The sequence below is a fragment of the Iodobacter arcticus genome, from assembly GCF_042664895.1.
Classification (GTDB): Bacteria; Pseudomonadota; Gammaproteobacteria; order Burkholderiales; family Chitinibacteraceae; genus Iodobacter; species Iodobacter arcticus.
Genome location: NZ_JBHTBQ010000035.1, coordinates 137,638 through 155,469 on the forward strand (window position 1 = coordinate 137,638; position 17,832 = coordinate 155,469).

Sequence of the window (17,832 nt, forward strand, 5' to 3'; positions counted from 1 at the left end):
CTGCGAGATGTGCCAAGCAAGTTACTATGCAGCTTACTGCCCAGCACATTACTCACAATAAACCCGCCAGACACAAAGCATCCGGCAAGCTTAACAATTAGCGGCTGTAAACTTCGGATGATGCAAAGAAGTAAGCGATTTCGATCGCTGCGTTTTCAGCAGAATCAGAACCGTGTACTGCATTTGCATCGATAGAATCAGCGAAATCAGCACGGATGGTGCCAACCGCTGCTTCTTTAGGATTTGTTGCGCCCATCAGGTCGCGGTTTTTCAAGATTGCGCCTTCGCCTTCCAATGCTTGAATCATGACCGGACCAGAGATCATAAAGTTCACCAGATCATTAAAGAAAGGACGAGCAGCGTGTACAGCGTAGAAGCCTTCAGCTTCAGCGCGGGACAGTTGCTTCATCTTAGCAGCAACAACCTTAAGGCCTGCTGATTCAAAACGATCGTAAATCTTACCAATTACGTTTTTAGCTACTGCATCAGGTTTAACGATAGAAAGTGTGCGTTCGATAGTCATGTAATTCTCCAGAGGGTGGTTTTATAAGCAAAATATTTGCAGCGTATAAAAAACTCGGCTAGCCTGCTTGCAAATCATGCAAGCTACACGGGATTAGATCAATTTTTTATACGTAAATTCAATTGGCAACAGACAAAAATAGCGTCTCAACAACCCTGTTTTAGCCCGCAAAAATTGGATTAGCCGAACATTATAACAAATTCAAGTGAAATCGGCTGATGAACTGGTCTTCTATCAATAAAGCGCCATTTGCATCAGCAACGAGCACTGATAACAAATCCAAGCGAAACCGGCTGATGAACTGGTCTTCTATCAATAAAGCGTCATTTGCATCGGCAACGGGCACTCATCACAAATTCAAGTAAAACGGGCGAATCAACGATCAAGCCCATCATGCGCCAGCCATTCCGCCATTTAGCAAGCGCTCCTAACCAACTCAAGTGAAGCAAGCCAATGAACGACGCTCTAGACCCCATTCTTCAACAAGAAGCTCAGCGCAAACTAAAAGTTCAACTCGCATGGCGACTGGGTATTGCTGCCACATTAATTGTGCTGGCGTTATTTGGCATTAACTGGCTTGATCGCCAAAAAGATACTCCAACCGCCATCAACACCCCAACACCCATTGCAGCACCCATCGCAGAACCAACACCCGAAGCGCTTCCCATTCCCAGCACTCCGCCCATAGCCAGTGCAGCGATAGAAGCCAGCAGCACCTTAAGCATCAGCACACCCATCGCATCAAGCTCGGCATCCGGGTTAATTGCTGGCGCAGCACACAAAAGCCTGCCCACGCCAACAAATACCCCGGCCAACAAGCCCACTTTAAAGTTAGAGCCCATCGTGCCAGCACCCAGTAGCAAACCGGCACCAGCCACAAGCCTCCCCGCCATCAACTCGCCAATGACTGAAGCCCCTAAACCGGGCATAGCCACACCGCAAGCCGCCACAGCAACGCCTGTCGTACAGACACCTGCGGCCTACCCGGCGGCACAGCACAGCCCCAATGGCTACACCGTGCAAGCGGGCGTTTTCTTACAAACACAAAACGCAGACAAGTTACTCAGCCAACTCAAAGCCGCAGGCGTTCCCGCTTACACCGAAACCCGTGTGCAAATTGGCCCGTTTAAAGACAAAGCCAGCGCCGATGCAGCAGCAGCCAAGCTAAAACGCATGGGCATCAACCCTGTTGTGCGTGGTAATTAACCGCTTCATTCAAGATGAACTTCACGAGGATTAGATATGCAGCAATACTCACTTAGCCTCAGCGATCAAGACGATAAACTGATTCATCAAGGAATCATCGCACCACTACGTGCTTACAACCAAAGCCAAGCAGTCCCCAGCGAGCACCGGCCCCTTGTGATTGCAATAAGGGATAAAGATGAGCAGGTGATCGGCGGCCTATGGGGCCACACCCACTTTGACTGGCTGTTTACAGAGTTATTAGTGGTACCAGAATCACTTCGCGGCCAAGGTATTGGCACAGCCCTGATCAAACAAGCCGAACAAGAAGCAATTTTGCGGGGTTGCCACGGTGCATGGCTCGATACATTTGAATTTCAAGCAAGAGGCTTTTATGAGCAACTTGGCTACAGCTGCTTTGGTGAGCTAGCGGACTACCCCAAGGGGTTCGCTCGCTTTTTTATGCAAAAAAGACTTGTCAGCTCAACGCCGCCTGAAAAAAATCTGTAATCAGTAGCAGGAATCATGGCCTAAAGTGCTTACAGACAGCGATCCACTGCTGCAGGGGTTCGCTGTCTTCATCAGTAAGACATTCGCTAAGCTCAAACCCCAGCTTTTGCACCACCTTGATTGAAGCAGCATTATCTGGGTTGATTTGCGCCAAGACCTCACTGACCTCGGCACTTGAAAATGCGCGATGAAGCAGCTCGCCCACCGCCGCCGTTGCAAAGCCTTGGCGCTGATAAATAGGAAAAACGCCATAGCCAAGCTCTATGCGCCCATTAATAGGTGGATGCTTAAAACCACAACTTCCAAGCACCACTTGATCAAAGCGACGCAATATATAAAACGGCCTTGCCCAATGCTCTGCTACCCCAGCGTGCAGCATCTGAATAGCACGTTCGGCAACAAAGGAAGGGAGCAAGCCATCAGCATCCGCCTGAGCACATGCGTGTAAGTCGACAATGGATATGGCTTGTAGCTGCATTGCCCCTCCCTTTAATTAGGTAGCTCTATCCGATCAAGCACATACAGCACTAAATGCTCTTCATGAACAAATACGCCATCAACCAACATGGCGTTTTTCTCAAAACCATAAAGCTCAAAGCCCAAAGCGTAATACAGCGCTTTTGCACTCTTATTTTCTATATTCACGCTCAAGGTTATTTGCACAATATGAGGATCTGAATAAGCATCATCAAGCAGCGTTAATAATAAGCGGCGGGCAATGCCTTTTTTTCGCTGCGCTGCTTGGGTATAAACGCCAAATATATTCGCCTTATGCTTTAATTTTGCAGCGCAATTTTTCCTTAATCCTGCAATCGCAATTAGCTCTGCCTCCACAAAAACACCATAAACGGCATCTTGTGGATCACTCAATAGCTGCGAAAAACTTTCAATGCTTCTGGCACGCACTTCTTCTGCATTTGGCATAAATGAGGGGGGAGAATCTTGCACGGCCTCTAGCCGAATCGCCTTGAGGACGGCAGCATCATCGGGAGTTAGTTTCCTAATTTGCACCCTATCAAGCCCTCTTAAACGCAATCACATGATCAATTTCTAGGCGAATGCCAATATCCTCGCCCACGGCATGATTGTGGTGGCTAGGCACGAGCGATAATACTTTCTGACCGGATGGCAGAGCTAAGGTGTAAAGAAACTGTGCCCCGCGAAAGGCTTTAGCCAACACTCTGGCCTTCATGCTGCTTGCATCATCGTGCAACACATCATCGGGTCTAACCAATACATCGGCGGCGCAGCCCATGCTGCAATCGGCGGGGATTTTGCCGTGCACGACACCCAGCTCCATCTCAACCCGGCCCGATGCTGCGACGATGCCCGGCAGCAAAACACCTTCGCCAACAAAATCGGCCACAAAACGATCCAGTGGCTGATGATATAAATCGTAAGGCGTGGCCCATTGGCGGATTTGTCCTTCGGCCATCACGCCCACTTTATCGGCCACGGCAAAGGCTTCTCTTTGATCGTGGGTGACTAAAATCGCCGTCATGCCCGCCGCCTTTAAAATGGCGCGCACTTCCTGCCCCAGCCTTTCACGCAGCTCTACATCCAAATTAGAAAAAGGCTCGTCCATCAATAAAAGTTGCGGGCGAGGAGCCAGCGCTCTGGCCAAGGCAACACGCTGCTGCTGCCCTCCGGATAATTCATGCGGATAGCGATGCTCAACATGGCCTAAACCAACCAGTTGCAAAGCATCGGCCACGCGTTCGGCTTGCGCGGCTTTGCCCTCGCCCCGCAGGCCAAAAGCAATATTGCCTGCCACAGTAAGATGAGGGAAAAGTGCGTAATCCTGAAACACCATGCCAATCTGACGCTGCTCGGGCGGCAGCATCTTAGCAGAGCTACTAACCTGACGCCCCGCCAGTGCAATCTCACCGGCAGCAGGCTTTTCAAAACCTGCAATCGCTCGCAAAACCGTGGTTTTACCACAGCCAGACGCCCCCAGCAGGCACCCAATTTCGCCCTCCTGCAAATGCAGTGATAAATTTTCAACCACAGTACGGTCGCCAAGGCGAATCGCAAGATCAGAGAGTTGCAGCATATCAATCCTTAAAAAAACCAAACCAAACCTAAGATCTGTAGACACGGAGAACACAGAGCACAAAAGAAAGAACACGGAGAAAAAACAAAGAGGGCTTCTCTACAAACAAGAATTACATCGCACCTCTATCCTATATAAATCATTCACTCCCCCGGCTTTCTCTACGTGCTTTGTGTTCTCTCTTTTACTTTTCTCTGTGTCTACAGACCTTTTTGACCTTCCAACATCAGTCCTCGGTTTTTCTGACTAGCAGAATCACAGGGATTAAGCCCATTAATACGATAAAGAAACTTGGCAGGGCTGCGCGCTCCCACATGCCTTCGGAGGTCATTTCAAATACCCGTACGGCCAGGGTGTCCCAGCCAAAGGGGCGGGTCATCAACGTAATGGGCATTTCTTTCATGACATCGACAAAAGCAATCAATAGAGCAGTCAGCAGCCCGCCACGCAGTAGCGGCAAATGCACACGCCTGAGCACTTGCCTGGATGACAGGCCCAGCGATCTGGCGGCATCTTCCTGATTACGGGTAATTCGCTGCATGGCCGCATCAACGGGAGCAAAGGCCACGGCCATAAAGCGTGCCGCCAGCGCCAGTAACATCACCACCAAAGTGCCTTTCAGCACTTGCGTAGTAACAACACCAAAGTAAGCCAAAACGGGGATCAGCAGATTATCCAGCCAAGCAATCGGGATAAACACACCCACGGCCAGCACCGTTCCCGGCACGGCATAGCCCAATGTGGCAAGACGCACCAGCCAGCGCGTATCTTTATAGCGGCGCTGCGCATAAACCAGAATCAAGCCCAAGCCCGTCACCAGCAGTGCCGCCATCCCGGCAATCGCAATTGATCGCAAAATAAACCACGGATAGCGCTCGTCAAAATCAAGCACCCACACACTTTTCACCCACACCAAGAGCTGGATAAAAGGGATCACAAACGCGATGAGCAGCACCACACTGCACCAAGCCAGTGCCAGATGGCGCCCAGCGCCGCGCAAAACAATCCGCTCAGCCGATCCACCGCGCACGGCGTAATGCCTGCGGCCACGCCCCCATTGCTCGGCCACAGCCAGCGCCAGTACAAACAGCACTAAGATTGAAGCCAGCTGTGATGCGGCTGGCAAATTAAATAAGGAGAACCACGATTGATAAATAGCCGTAGTAAAGGTGTCGTAATTAAAAATAGAAACCGTGCCGAAATCAGCCAGCGTTTCCATCAGCACCAATAACACCCCACCTATCAGCCAAGGCCGGGCCATCGGCAAAACCACGCGAAAAAATGCCATGCGCCGGGACATACCCAGCATCTGAGCGGCCTCGATGCCACGTTTACCCTGAGTTAAAAATGCGTTTCTCGCTAGCAAATAGACATAGGGATAAAACGCCAGGGTAAGCACCAGAATCACCCCTCCTGTCGAGCGAATGCGTGGGAACCAAGACGAATCGCCTGTCCATTCCCGGATCAGGGTTTGCACCGGGCCAGTAAAATCAAGCAAGCCCACTTGCACAAAAGCCAGCACATAGGCGGGCATGGCCAGCGGCAGCATCAAACTCCAGGCAAAAAATCGCCGCAAAGGAAAATCACAAACAGCCGTCAGCCATGCGAGTGAAACACCGAGCAGCAGCACGCCCGCCGATACGCCCAGCATTAAAATCGCCGTATTTTTAAGCACTCGGGGTAAAACATATTCAGATAGGTGTTGCCAGATTTCTGGCTGTGGATGCAAGAAGGAAGACAGCACCACCAAGAGGGGAATCAAGGTCAGTAAGGCAATCGGCAGCGCGTACAGCGATCCTTTAGAAAACAGTTTTTGCATCGTAAAGCCCAAAGTACTTTTCAATCCCACGCGCGGGGACAGCCAAACAAAACCAAAGAGAAACGGGCAAGACAGAAAATCTGCTTGCCCGTACCGTATTATGAAACGAGACACCATCGCTTACAAGGAACAACCCTAATGCGCGAGTCTGACGTCATTTAATTGTAACGCTTGCACTAGCGACCTGTTGGACCTGAGCTCGAAACGAAAAAACGTCCCACTTGAGTCCAACAGACAGCTACTGATTAACGATAGCCCGCTCTATCCATTAAACGCACTGCAGTCGATTGCAACTCACCGGCCTTAGATACATTAATTACGTTTGATTTAAACGGGCCCCAGCTGGTAACCAGAGGGGAAGCCTTGATTTTAGGATTTGCAGGGAATTCCATATCTTTATCTGCATAAAGATTTTGCGCTTTTTCTGACGACAACCATTCCAGCAGCTTCACCGCACCCTCTGGATTTTTGGCGTAACGTGTCACACCCGCGCCAGACACATTCACATGCACGCCTTCTGCCTGCTGATTCGCCCAGAAAACACTAACCGGCAAGGTAGGCTGCGCTTCAATCAGGCGACCAAAGTAGTAAGTATTCGCAATTCCCACTTCGCACTGCCCTGCTGCAATCGCTTTCAACATGGCGGTATCGTCTTGGAATACGTCGGTTGCTAGGTTGTCTACCCAGCCGCGGACGATTTTTTCGGTTTTAGGCTCGCCATACTGGGCAATCATCATGCCAACCAAAGACTGGTTGTACACTTTTTTGGAAGTGCGCAGGCACAGCTTGCCTTTCCACTTTGGATTAGCCAAATCTTCATAGGTCGATAAATCAGCGGCTTTTACTTTGTTCTTATTAAAGAACATCGTGCGTGCACGCACCGACAGGCCGTACCACTCGCCTTTAGGATCACGCAAATGGGCTGGGATATTTTCATTTAAAGTATTTGATTTGATCGATTTCAGCAGCCCCATATGGGAAGCCTGCCACAAATTACCTGCATCCACCGTGATCAGCGCATCGGCTGACGTATTTTGTGCCTCAGCACGCAGGCGTTCAAGCAAAGGCCCTTCTTTATCAGTTAGAAGCTTTACTTCAACGCCGGTTTCTTTAGTAAACGCATCCAGCAAAGGCTTTAACAACTGCTCATTTCGTGCCGAATACAAAGTCACACTTTCAGCGTGGGCAAAAGAGGTGGCAGCAAGCAGAGAGGCAAGAACAAGACGCTTCACGGGAATTCCTTATATTAATTTAAACAAACGCCACGGAGGATTAGAAACTATTCTCAATACCATATAAGAATGACACAGACAGTCCAAGAAAGAAAGCCACAAATAGAGCCCTAAACCCTATCCAATTATCGCGCTAAGCGATTCTATATTGCCGCCGTGGGCTGTAATTCTGAGTGCGCTACAAAAGCCCGCTGCAATGAATGGCAAAGATAGCGGCCTATCTTTTTGAAGCTCAACATCCTAAAAAATAAATCATGTCCTGTTTGCCCGGCAGAAGCCGCCCTGCCTGCATCCGCTCAGCAAAAAATTCATAAGCAATGGAATAAAACTTCGGGGCCGTACGTCCACCTTGATAAGGATCACTTTGCATACCGCACAGCCATTTTCTTAGACAGGATCAATATGACGCTCCCTTTTCGTATAAGCACAACGCAGCTATGTACTGCCCTATTATTCCTAACTTGCAGTAGCGGTTTATGGGCAGCACAGATGAGCCCCGTAAAATTTGACGGCCAGATCCGCAACAATTCGCTGGCCCTGAGCCCGGATGAAAGCACCGCCGTGGTGTCTTATAGCGAGCGTTCAGAGCTGCTTGTTTATGATCTTAACAAAGGAGAGCTTCGCCAGACATTACAAGGCTATATCACGCCAAGAAATATTGTTTTCGCCCCGGATGGAAAATCGTTTTATGTCTCCGACAGTAGTCTAGGTGAGATCATAAAAACGGATACCGCCACACTTCAAACCCAATTGCGGATTGCCGCCGGCCCTGGCGCCTTTGGCACGGCCATCAGCAAAGATGGCCAGAATTTATATCTGAATAACCAAGCCTCAAACACGGTCACCCGCTTTGACACCCGCAGCGGGCTGGCGCGCAGTGTAATCACCGGCTTTGCTCAGCCACGCCAAGGAGCAAAGCTGAGCCCCGATGGCAGCAAGCTCTATGTCACCAATTTTTTAGGCGATAAAGTCACTATTGTTGACACCCAAACCGACAAAATTGAGGGCGAGATCAAAGACTTCAGCAAGATTCGCGCAATTTCAATCAGTGCAGACGGCAAAACCCTATTTGCAGCCAATAGCGGCACACACACCCTTGCTGTTGTAGATATTGCCAAACGGGAAATCCAAAATCTTGTCTCTGTTGGACGAGAGCCTTACGGCGCAGCGCTCTCACCAGATGGCCGTTTTATTTATGCGGGCAATCTGGCCGATCAGACGGTTTCGGTGGTTGATGTTGCCACTTTGCAGGTGATTGCCACCATCACCGGCTTTAAACAGCCGCGTCAAGCCATTGCATTTACCCGCGACGGCAAATGGGCCTATGTACTGAATGAAGATCTCAGCATTGCCAAAGTTGACCGGGATACCCAGAAAATTGTGCAGCAAATCACTGCGCCTTAATAAAGTCAGCCCCCCTTTAGATAGATGAAGCGACGCGGTATTTATTCCGCCCAGCCTACCGCTTTCCCCGACCGACAATACAAAGGATTAATCAGCCATGCTTAAACTCACCCTTTTACCCGCAGCCCTCATTTTGCTAAGTGCTCACGTTTTTGCCTCACCCGCAGAAGACAGCCGCGCTCACTTTCAAAGCATCGCCTCAGGGGATGTTGCACAACTGATGCAAAACTACGCCGAGCAAGCCCAATTCAACTGGATAGGCGGCCCTATTGATGGCCTCTATGCGGGCAAAACAGCCATCAACACGGTATGGAGTAAATTCACCCAAGCACAGGGCGCACAAAAAATCAGCATCGAAAAACTGGAAGAATCACTCAATCCCAAGGGGGCGACCGTCACCGCCAATGTTTTCTTTGAAGGCAAAGCCAAGATTAAAGTCCGCTATGTCCTCACCTGGCGTGAAGGAAAAATCATCAATGAAACATGGCAAATTGATCCACAATTAAACTTTAACTAAGCGCATTCCATGCGGTGCGACGAACACGAACTGCTGAATATGCTACCTCGCCTGCGCAGGTATGCGCGGGCGCTGGTGCGGCATAAAGAGGAGGCCGACGATCTGGTGCAAGACACACTGGAACGCGCATGGCTGAAATCCAGCCTGTGGCGAGGGGTGTCCGATATGCGCGCTTGGCTGTTTAGCATCATGCATAATCTGCACGCAGATGGTGCACGCCGCCCACGCATTCACACGATTGAGCTGGATGACAACACCCCGGAAATCCCAATTGCCGCCCGGCAAGGAGAACAGTTGGCGATGCGTGATTTACAAACGGCACTCAATCAACTACCTGATGAGCAAAGGGAAGTCTTATTACTGGTGGCGCTGGAAGAAATGGCTTACGCAGATATTGCTAAAACATTAAATATTCCTATCGGCACCGTTATGTCCCGGCTCTCACGAGGCCGTGAACGCTTGCGCATCGTGCTGGAAGCACAAGCTAAACCTGTACGCTTAAAAATCGTCAAATGAGCACACCATGAAGAATCCGACGCACACGGTGACAGAAGCAGAGCTCCACGCCAGTATTGATGGCCAGCTTGCCCCAGCCAGACAGCAGAAAGTTGAAGCTTATCTGGCAGCGCACCCCGAAGAAGCACAGCGTATGCAAAGCTATCAGGCACAAAAACAAGCGCTGCGCGATTTATATAATCCCGTGCTCAATGAAAAACCATCCGCCCGCCTGCAATATGCCGCCAAACCGCCAAGGCCGTGGCACTTGCAAAGAATTGCCGCAGGCATCGTCATCGCAATCAGCAGTGCCGGATCGGCATGGGTTGCAAGGGGGCTGGTCGATGAAAACACACTCCAAACCGCCTCTACCCAGCCTTCTTCCGCTGATTACGCGCCCCATAAACTGGCCGGTTTTGCCCAGCGAGCTGCCGTGGCCCATGTGGTTTACAGCCCGGACAAACGCCGTCCTGTTGAAGTGGGCGCAGATCAGGCACAGCAGCTGGAAAAATGGCTATCAAATCGCTTAGGCGCCCCGATCAAGCCGCCTAGCCTGCAATCTGTCGGCTATACCCTGATTGGCGGCCGACTCCTGCCCGGCGAGCGCGGGCCGGTCGCCCAGCTGATGTACCATGATGCATCTGGCCAGCGGCTTACGCTTTATGTCACCCAAGAAATCACGTCTCAAGCCCACACCACATCCGCCTTTCAGTTTGGTCAGGACGGGCCGGTCAATGTATTTTATTGGGTGGATAAAAACATGGGTTATGCGATTTCAAGCGGCACCGCTCAACCGGATTTACTGCGCGTTGCCAAGTTTGTTCACCAGCAAAAAATAATGATCTAAGCCCTGCATACACACAAATACCCTGATCCTGCCTGTGACAGCGCTTAAGTACAGGCATTCGGATCAAAAAACGCCACACCATTTTAGCGGCCATGCTATGGGCAAATTTTTGGCTGGACAATCACGGTCGTAACGCTTAATTTATCGAAAATTATGATCAGCTACTTTCTGTCTGAGCCCGTATGCTCAGCAAGAAACACATCCCCATCCTGCCTTTAATCGAGTCCCTGCCATGCTCTGGTTTCGTAATATTCAGCTCTACCGTCTTAGCCCCGAACATGCCCTTTCGGCCGAATCGATTGCCGAATGCTTAATTAAAAAGCCATTTTTTCCTTGTGGCAGCCATGACTTAATGTCGCAAGGCTGGATTCCACCCGCCCCCCATGTGCCGGACGAGTTTATTTTTGCTCGCCAAGATATGGTTTTAGTCTGCTTAAAAACCGAAGAAAAAATCCTACCTGCCGTCGTGGTTAAACAAGAAGCAGAAGAACGCATCCGTCATATTGAGGAAGAAGAAGCGCGCAAAGTGGGCCGCAAAGAAGCCAAAGATATTCGCGAACGTGTCGCCGAAGAATTGCGTCCACGCGCCTTTACCCGCGTCAGCACTCACCGCGCCCTGATCGATTTAAAACTCAATTTGATTCTGGTGGATAGCGCCGCAGCGGCCAGAGCAGAAAACCTACTGGTTAGCCTGAGAGATGCGCTGGGCAGCTTGCCAACCCGATTGATTCAGACACAAATCACCCCGCAAACCGCGATGACCAGTTGGCTGGAAAACGAAGTGCCGGTGCCGTTTGAGCTAGATGCCGATTGCGAATTGAAATTCCCCGGCGACGATGGCGCAATTGCCCGCTTTGTTCGCCAAGATTTACATAGCGATGAAGTCAAGCAGCACCTTGCTACCGGCAAGCTAGTCAGCAAAATGGGCATGGCGTGGAATGAGCGTATTGCTTTTCAGTTGACTGAAAAGCTAGAAATCAAGCGCATGAGCATGCTAGATGTATTGCAAGACGAGCTAAAAGACGCCGATGTGGATACGCAAGACGCGATGTTTGAATCCAGCTTTGCGCTAGCCACCGGCGAATTACGCCAATTTATTCCTGAGCTGATTACCGCTTTAGGTGAAGAGCAAGGCAGCTAAGCACCGCTACCAGCCCTGCCACTCAAAGCAAAATCGCCGTTCACTCTGTGGGCGGCGATTTTTTATGGGCCATCAGAAACCCTCACATCATCACAGTAATACCGTTCACTTAAGCGGTTTTGTTTGAGTTCCCCCTTTGTAAAGGCTCTATCTGCGTTAAAGGTTGAAACATCGTTGAGTGGATACTTACTATTTTATAGGGTGTACAAGTCGTTTTTCTTGCGCACCGCTTTTGCTAGGAAGCGGCATTGCCACTAAGCAAAAAACAAAAAGACCTTTTTAGTGCCTTCGGACGTTGATTTTGGTGCGGGCGTCCCGCTGGACCTTCCTTTCTTGCGCGGCCAAGAAACGAAGCCAAGCCACAACCCCAAAAGCACGACGGCCCCTCACTGTGGATAATCGGCTCGGCGTGCTTCAAAGGGGGATTTAAGCCAATCCTATCAACTTAAGGCAAAAAATAGGACAAGATTTAGTTTTGCGTAGGGTGTGCAAGTCGTTTTTCTTGCGCACCGCTCTCGGTGCGCAACGACTTCGTCGTTGTACACCCTACGAAATGCCGTTTTATCCTAAGACAAATGAGCCTGTGGGGCCTGTGGGGCCTGTGGAGCCTGGAGCCTGTGGGGTCAGGTCTTACATTTGACATGAAGCAATCAATTTACCCTGCTTTGCAAATCAATATAAACTTTATCCTGTGCATAATGTAAGGCCTGACCCCATTGTTTGCAAAAATTCTTCTGGCTCTATATCGTCGAGCAGAACCAATTGAAGAACAGCCGTCGTCAGGAAAAGCACAGTTGTAATTGCATAACAATTAGCTCATAAACCTATAGGGTCAGGTCTTACATCTGACATAAAGCAATTAATTTAATTAGCCTTGCAAACCACTATAAATTTTATTTTATGCAAAATGTAAGACCTGACCATTGCTCGCATTGCTTGGGGATGGCGATTTAATCAGCGTTGCTTTAGTTTTGAATACGGAAGGTGCGTGGGAGTGGGGTGTTTGTGTGCGGCCCAAACCAGCGGTTGAATATTTCTACGGCTTCGCCGCTTTTTTCTGATTCAATTAAAGTTTCATTGACGATATTAAGCAGGCGTTTTTCACCTAATTTAACGGCAATCGCCAGCACGTCAGTGGCGTTGGAGAATTCGGATATCCCGTATTGCGCTTTACTTGGCATTATATTTAATGCGCCGACTAAAGTGGGTTCGAAATGCATGATTGCATCAATGCGGCCTTGCTCTAATGCACTGGTGGCTTCTGGGATATCTGCAAAAGTAATAATGGTTGCTTTAGGATAAAGCTTGAGTGATACCGTTTCGCCCGCAGTGCCTTTGGCTACGCCAAGACGCGCATTTGCGAGTGATTCTGAAGTGCGGTATAGCCCTTTTTTGGTGAGCGCTTTCTGGGCGGCTACAAAATAGCCCAAGCTGCAACTGACTTCCCGCTCACGTTCGGGTGTTTTGGCAAAAGTGGCAACTACCATATCGACTTTGCCTGATTTTAGACTTGTAATACGCTCGCCCGGATCTAAATCCCGCACGCGCAGTTGTACGCCCATTTTTTTTGCCATAAGCGTTGCGAAATCAATGTCATAGCCGGAGAAAGTATGGTTTTCATTTCTGCGGGCAAAAGGGGGATTATCAGGTAAAACGCCAACAACTAAAGTGCCGCGTGCTTTGATTATATCCAGCAAATCAGCATGGGCCATCAGACTGCAGGCACTTAATAAACCGGCGATAAATATTCTTAGCATAAAGTACCTCGACAGTCGCAGCTAATCTGCGATGATTAGATAGATTAAAATGAATAAAATAAAGCTTGTTTGCTGCTATGCACTAAAAGCGTTTAAAACAAAACGTAGTTTTGTCCTTATTTTGCTGTTAGTAATGCATATTCATGTAGTGAATTTTTCACTTTACGGGCTTTTACAAGTGTTTGATCCCCCATCGATCCTTATCTCTATGCTTAATTTAGATTGTAAAAATGGCGCTGTAAATAACTTATAATAGCCAGCCTAGCCTTGTTATACCAGTACGCCGTACCATGCTTTATGATTGCTGGGCTATTGCTTGTGTTTTTGTCAGTAAAGCAAGGCGATGCAATGTATAAACGTAGGTTGTGGGCTTATTTCTTTATTAACGGCTTGATTTTTTGTTGGTTAGGTAATCCCCCCATTTTTACAGTTCACTTAAAAATAGAGGTCAGGCATGTAATGCCCGTTTTTGTTTCGGGGTGATGCCGCCCAATCCCATATGCGGACGTTCGTTATTGTAAATCCAAAGCCATTGCCTTGCGGTTTCTTGCACTTCAGCAAGGCTTTCAAAATCATCGCAGGCCAACTATTCATAACGCACAGTTCGATTATAACGCTCGATATATGCATTTTGCTGCGGATTGCCTAGCTGAATATAGGCCAATTCAATCGATTGTTGCTCTGCCCAATTTTTTAATAGGTGACTAATATATTCAGGGCCATTATCGGGCCTAATTCACTTGGGCTTGCCGCGCCATTCAATGATTTGATTCAAGCGGCGTATTACGCGCTCTGCTGGCAAAGAGAAATCGACTTCAATGCCTAATCCTTCACGATTAAAATCATCAATCACATTAAATAAGCGAATACTGCGGCCATCGGCCAATTGATCGTGCATAAAATCCATCGACCATGTTTCATTTTTTGCCGCTGGTACCGCTAATGGCGCTGGCGTTTCGCGTTCTAAGCGCTTTTTAGACTTAATCAGAGAATTTCTGACATGGCCTCCTTGATGATATCCGCTTACATCTGGGCTTCGATATACATCTTTTTAAGGCGCTTGTTTTCATCTTCCAGCTCTTTCATCCGCGTCATCATGGAAACGTCGATGCCGCCGAACTTAGCGCGCCACGTGTAGAAAGAGGCAGGACTCATGCCGTGCTCGCGACACAGATCGGGGACGGTCGAGCCGGCTTCGGCTTGCTTTAAAATCGCCATAATTTGGCATTATCCATCGCCTACGGCTTTCATGTAGAAGCTCCTCAAAAACTGCGAGAAAATTCTGCTTAAAGATGAGCTGGTTTTGTGGGGGGATTACTCTACTCTAGCCTTTATATTCTAAATAAATATATATAATTAATTTTATATTCTTTTTTGTAATTTTAAACACTCGTTATAGTATTTAAACCTTACCAAGAAAGTAACACCATGCAAGCAAATCTCTTCCCTCTGATCGCCCTGCCCAACAGCCATTGCTGCTGCCGCTCTCTTTAAACCTCCTCCTGTAAAGCATAAAACCGCTCCTTGCGCTGGCAAGGCGCAGGGGCTCACTTTGCCTTTTTTCAGCACCACAGATATGTACCGAGGATAGTATGTTTAAACCATTAGCCATTGCGCTGGCCATTAGCGCTGCCTTTCCTGCTATTGCAGCAGAAACCACGCCCAACAAAGTAGAGCGCATCACCGTTACCGGCTCCAATATTCGCGTCAGCCAAAAAGCTGGCGCAACAGCGGTGCAAGTCATCAGCGCCAAAGAAATTGCCGCCAGTGGTAAAACCAGCGTCTCTGAAGTGATCCGCTCTATTTCTGCCAATAGCGGCAATAGCTATAACGAGCAATTTACCGGCAGCTTCTCTGCAGGCACCTCGGGCGTTTCCTTACGCGGGCTGGGCCAGAAAAACACTTTAGTGTTGATTAATGGTAAGCGCATAAGCAGTTACGCTACAGCACAAAACTTACAAGAAACCTTTGTTGATCTGAACAGCTTGCCTATGGCGGCAGTACAAAGAATTGAAATATTAAAAGATGGTGCATCGTCTGTTTACGGCTCGGATGCCGTCGCGGGCGTGGTCAATATTATTTTATATTCAGAGTTTAAAGGCACCGAGCTCAGCGCCGAGCTCGGTTCATCCACCGAAGGCACCGGGCAGACGGAAAAGAACTTTTCGATCAAAACTGGCTTTGGTGATTTTAATGAAGACAATTTCAATGTCGTATTTTCTTTAGACGGGCAAAAACGCGATCAGCTCGACCAAAGCGATGTGAGCTGGATAAAAGAAGGTGATTTCAGGAATCAACCCGGCGGCAGTCTTAATCGCACCATCACCAATTACTACGATGGCGATCCAACCCGCCATATTGGCGGCCCGCAAGGCCCACTGCAGCTTACTGATTACGGCAGCATTACAAACGGTAAAACCGGCCAAGTTTTGGCCTATAACGATGCGTCTTATAGCACCTTGATTCCAGAAGTAGAGCGCTATCACGCCTTTGCACGCGCCAATTTGCGGATTAACGATGATACGCAAGCCTATGCAGAGTATTTATATGGTTTCTCCCGCGCCAATCTGACTTTTGGCGCACCACTCACAGTCAGCAGCACTTTGCGCGCATGGAATAATCAGAAACAAGCTTTAGACACCATTAACAATAAATTGCCGGTAGGCCACCCCAATAACCCTGGCACCACGCCGCTCGATTTCACCGCCACGCTATTTGATTTGGGCACGCGCCTAAAAACCGATGAAGTCACCCTACATCGTATTTTATCTGGCGTAAAAGGCACGGCCTTGGGCTGGGATTGGGATGCTTCCCTTGGCTATTCACAAAGCACACTGGAAGAAACCGTACAGAATTTTGTAAACCGCTATGAGTACGAAAAAGTATTAAAAGACGGCAGTTACAACTTTGCGGATCAATCCAAAAACAGCGAAGCAGTCCGCAACCGCCTACGCCTTTCCACCCTGCGCCCGGCAAAATCAAGCTTAATCACCGCCGATATTAATGCATCCTCAGCCGAGTTGTTTGAATTACCTGCAGGCAGTGTGGGCTTTGCAGCGGGCGCGCAGTTCCGACAGGAAAAAATGGATTCGCGCACCTCAGATGCCGTACTTTCAGGCACCGAGCTGCGACCAGCCATTAATATTATTAAAGGCGAGCGCAAGGTTACGGCGCTCTTTGCCGAATTCAACATTCCTGTGATTAAAGATTTAAACGTCAACCTAGCTGCACGAGCAGATCATTACAGCGATTTTGGCAATGCTTTCTCACCCAAAGCCAGTGCTCGCTACCAAGCGGCCGATTGGCTGCTGCTGCGTGGTACGGCTTCTCGCGGTTTCCGTGCGCCTTCCCTGCCTGAAATCACCCAAAGCTCGGCAGTCAGCTATGGATCGGTGATTGATCCGCGCGATCCGATCTCACCCACTAAATCACGCGGTGTGACCAGTATTATTGCGGCCAATAGCAATCTGCAGCCAGAACGCTCAGATAACTTTAATCTAGGCTTTGTGCTCTCGCCAACAAGCGACAGCAGCATTGGCCTTGATTACTACAATATCAAGCAAAGCGGCCTGATCGGCACGCAAAGTAGTGCCGATATCATTGCCAACGAAAGTCGCGATCCAAGCAAAATTGTGCGCGATGAAAAGGGGCGCATCAGCACGCTTTATCGCCAATACAGCAATATGGGCGATCGTGAAACATCGGGGATTGATCTAGATTTACGCCAGCGTTTTAAAAGCAAAGACTATGGCAATTTAAACTTGGGCAGCCAAATCAGCCATGTTTTAAGATTTGCCGAGCCACTTTCCACTGGCGAGCCGCTCACCGATGGCGCAGGCAGCAATCAATTTGGCTCGATTCCAAAATGGCGCGCCGTCAGCGATGCCACATGGGAGATCGGCGCATGGTCAACCACCCTGACATGGAACTATATCGGCAGTTACGACCAAGCCAACCCGAGCGAAAATGACACAGTAAAATACGTAGATTCATTCAACACCTTTGATCTGACCGCCAGCTGGAAGCTCGCCAAAGACACCACTCTCACCGCCAAGGTATTGAATCTGAGCAATACCCGCCCACCGTGGGATTCTTCAACCGACTTCTTTGACCACACACAAGCCGACCCGCGTGGCCGCTTTGCCTCGGCCAAGCTGACTTACAAATTTTAAAGCCGAGCTATCAAACCAAAGTTTTAGGGTAAGCCTTCAAGCCCCGCCTATTTGCGGGGTTTTTTTATTTGGCATTGTTAAAATTAATATTCATAAAACAATCATTTAAATATATTGTTACGACCTGACGTATTTTTGCCGCTATTTGTGCACAATAGAAACACGATGTTACTCAAA

Annotated in this window: 16 protein-coding genes and 1 pseudogene; 8 read left to right on the forward strand and 9 right to left on the reverse strand. The window is 49.0% G+C overall.

Annotated elements, in window-relative coordinates; all coding sequences use genetic code 11:
* Nucleotides 1-97: 97 nt before the first annotated feature.
* Nucleotides 98-523, reverse strand: coding sequence for a nucleoside-diphosphate kinase (gene ndk / locus ACFQNF_RS16735; protein ID WP_130104822.1), 426 nt, complete (start codon nt 521-523; stop codon nt 98-100).
* Nucleotides 524-976: 453 nt separating this feature from the next.
* On the opposite strand from ndk, the gene ACFQNF_RS16740 reads away from it, so the two are divergent.
* Entirely contained in the window at nt 977-1,729 is a 753-nt protein-coding gene (locus tag ACFQNF_RS16740; RefSeq protein ID WP_380189061.1) for an SPOR domain-containing protein, read from the forward strand.
* A gap of 36 nt (nt 1,730-1,765) precedes the next feature.
* Nucleotides 1,766-2,218 (forward strand): GNAT family N-acetyltransferase, encoded by a 453-nt coding sequence (locus ACFQNF_RS16745; protein ID WP_380189062.1) that lies wholly within the window; start codon nt 1,766-1,768, stop codon nt 2,216-2,218.
* Between the two features lie 13 nt (nt 2,219-2,231).
* Here ACFQNF_RS16745 and ACFQNF_RS16750 read toward each other — a convergent pair whose 3' ends face one another.
* From ACFQNF_RS16750 to ACFQNF_RS16775, 6 genes are all read right to left on the reverse strand, one after another.
* On the reverse strand, nt 2,232-2,696 hold the full coding sequence (locus tag ACFQNF_RS16750) for a GNAT family N-acetyltransferase (protein ID WP_380189063.1): 465 nt from the start codon (nt 2,694-2,696) through the stop codon (nt 2,232-2,234).
* 11 nt (nt 2,697-2,707) lie between these two features.
* Nucleotides 2,708-3,229, reverse strand: a complete 522-nt coding sequence (locus ACFQNF_RS16755) for a GNAT family N-acetyltransferase (RefSeq protein ID WP_380189064.1) — start codon at nt 3,227-3,229, stop codon at nt 2,708-2,710.
* A 4-nt stretch (nt 3,230-3,233) separates the two neighbouring features.
* Nucleotides 3,234-4,271, reverse strand: coding sequence for an ABC transporter ATP-binding protein (locus tag ACFQNF_RS16760; RefSeq protein WP_380189065.1), 1,038 nt, complete (start codon nt 4,269-4,271; stop codon nt 3,234-3,236).
* Nucleotides 4,272-4,497: 226 nt separating this feature from the next.
* On the reverse strand, nt 4,498-6,090 hold the full coding sequence (locus ACFQNF_RS16765) for an ABC transporter permease (protein WP_380189066.1): 1,593 nt from the start codon (nt 6,088-6,090) through the stop codon (nt 4,498-4,500).
* 245 nt (nt 6,091-6,335) lie between these two features.
* Nucleotides 6,336-7,328, reverse strand: a complete 993-nt coding sequence (locus ACFQNF_RS16770) for an extracellular solute-binding protein (protein ID WP_380189140.1) — start codon at nt 7,326-7,328, stop codon at nt 6,336-6,338.
* A gap of 226 nt (nt 7,329-7,554) precedes the next feature.
* Complete coding sequence (locus ACFQNF_RS16775) at nt 7,555-7,692, reverse strand: hypothetical protein (RefSeq protein WP_380189067.1); 138 nt, start codon at nt 7,690-7,692, stop codon at nt 7,555-7,557.
* A gap of 119 nt (nt 7,693-7,811) precedes the next feature.
* On the opposite strand from ACFQNF_RS16775, the gene ACFQNF_RS16780 reads away from it, so the two are divergent.
* From ACFQNF_RS16780 to ACFQNF_RS16800, 5 genes are all read left to right on the forward strand, one after another.
* Nucleotides 7,812-8,726, forward strand: a complete 915-nt coding sequence (locus tag ACFQNF_RS16780; RefSeq protein WP_380189068.1) for a YncE family protein — start codon at nt 7,812-7,814, stop codon at nt 8,724-8,726.
* 97 nt (nt 8,727-8,823) lie between these two features.
* Complete coding sequence (locus tag ACFQNF_RS16785) at nt 8,824-9,243, forward strand: nuclear transport factor 2 family protein (protein ID WP_380189069.1); 420 nt, start codon at nt 8,824-8,826, stop codon at nt 9,241-9,243.
* Nucleotides 9,244-9,252: 9 nt separating this feature from the next.
* Entirely contained in the window at nt 9,253-9,759 is a 507-nt protein-coding gene (locus ACFQNF_RS16790; RefSeq protein WP_380189070.1) for an RNA polymerase sigma factor, read from the forward strand.
* 7 nt (nt 9,760-9,766) lie between these two features.
* Nucleotides 9,767-10,585, forward strand: a complete 819-nt coding sequence (locus tag ACFQNF_RS16795) for an anti-sigma factor family protein (protein WP_380189071.1) — start codon at nt 9,767-9,769, stop codon at nt 10,583-10,585.
* A gap of 232 nt (nt 10,586-10,817) precedes the next feature.
* Nucleotides 10,818-11,726: a recombination-associated protein RdgC gene (locus tag ACFQNF_RS16800; protein WP_380189072.1), complete on the forward strand. Its 909-nt coding sequence runs from the start codon at nt 10,818-10,820 to the stop codon at nt 11,724-11,726.
* A 965-nt stretch (nt 11,727-12,691) separates the two neighbouring features.
* Here ACFQNF_RS16800 and ACFQNF_RS16805 read toward each other — a convergent pair.
* Complete coding sequence (locus tag ACFQNF_RS16805) at nt 12,692-13,483, reverse strand: transporter substrate-binding domain-containing protein (RefSeq protein ID WP_380189073.1); 792 nt, start codon at nt 13,481-13,483, stop codon at nt 12,692-12,694.
* A gap of 448 nt (nt 13,484-13,931) precedes the next feature.
* Nucleotides 13,932-14,701: pseudogene (locus tag ACFQNF_RS16810) on the reverse strand (IS3 family transposase).
* Between the two features lie 374 nt (nt 14,702-15,075).
* On the opposite strand from ACFQNF_RS16810, the gene ACFQNF_RS16815 reads away from it, so the two are divergent.
* Entirely contained in the window at nt 15,076-17,655 is a 2,580-nt protein-coding gene (locus ACFQNF_RS16815) for a TonB-dependent receptor (protein WP_380189074.1), read from the forward strand.
* Nucleotides 17,656-17,832: the final 177 nt, after the last annotated feature.

What these genes read in the sequence shown, in the direction of transcription:
- ACFQNF_RS16740 (WP_380189061.1), top strand. Translation starts at nt 977, where the DNA reads ATGAACGACGCTCTAGACCCCATTCTTCAACAAGAAGCTCAGCGCAAA.
- ACFQNF_RS16745 (WP_380189062.1), top strand. Translation starts at nt 1,766, where the DNA reads ATGCAGCAATACTCACTTAGCCTCAGCGATCAAGACGATAAACTGATT.
- ACFQNF_RS16785 (WP_380189069.1), top strand. Translation starts at nt 8,824, where the DNA reads ATGCTTAAACTCACCCTTTTACCCGCAGCCCTCATTTTGCTAAGTGCT.
- ACFQNF_RS16765 (WP_380189066.1), bottom strand. Translation starts at nt 6,090, where the DNA reads ATGCAAAAACTGTTTTCTAAAGGATCGCTGTACGCGCTGCCGATTGCC.
- ACFQNF_RS16790 (WP_380189070.1), top strand. Translation starts at nt 9,253, where the DNA reads ATGCGGTGCGACGAACACGAACTGCTGAATATGCTACCTCGCCTGCGC.
- ACFQNF_RS16815 (WP_380189074.1), top strand. Translation starts at nt 15,076, where the DNA reads ATGTTTAAACCATTAGCCATTGCGCTGGCCATTAGCGCTGCCTTTCCT.
- ACFQNF_RS16795 (WP_380189071.1), top strand. Translation starts at nt 9,767, where the DNA reads ATGAAGAATCCGACGCACACGGTGACAGAAGCAGAGCTCCACGCCAGT.
- ACFQNF_RS16775 (WP_380189067.1), bottom strand. Translation starts at nt 7,692, where the DNA reads ATGCAAAGTGATCCTTATCAAGGTGGACGTACGGCCCCGAAGTTTTAT.
- ACFQNF_RS16760 (WP_380189065.1), bottom strand. Translation starts at nt 4,271, where the DNA reads ATGCTGCAACTCTCTGATCTTGCGATTCGCCTTGGCGACCGTACTGTG.
- ACFQNF_RS16780 (WP_380189068.1), top strand. Translation starts at nt 7,812, where the DNA reads ATGAGCCCCGTAAAATTTGACGGCCAGATCCGCAACAATTCGCTGGCC.
- ACFQNF_RS16805 (WP_380189073.1), bottom strand. Translation starts at nt 13,483, where the DNA reads ATGCTAAGAATATTTATCGCCGGTTTATTAAGTGCCTGCAGTCTGATG.
- ACFQNF_RS16750 (WP_380189063.1), bottom strand. Translation starts at nt 2,696, where the DNA reads ATGCAGCTACAAGCCATATCCATTGTCGACTTACACGCATGTGCTCAG.
- ndk (WP_130104822.1), bottom strand. Translation starts at nt 523, where the DNA reads ATGACTATCGAACGCACACTTTCTATCGTTAAACCTGATGCAGTAGCT.
- ACFQNF_RS16800 (WP_380189072.1), top strand. Translation starts at nt 10,818, where the DNA reads ATGCTCTGGTTTCGTAATATTCAGCTCTACCGTCTTAGCCCCGAACAT.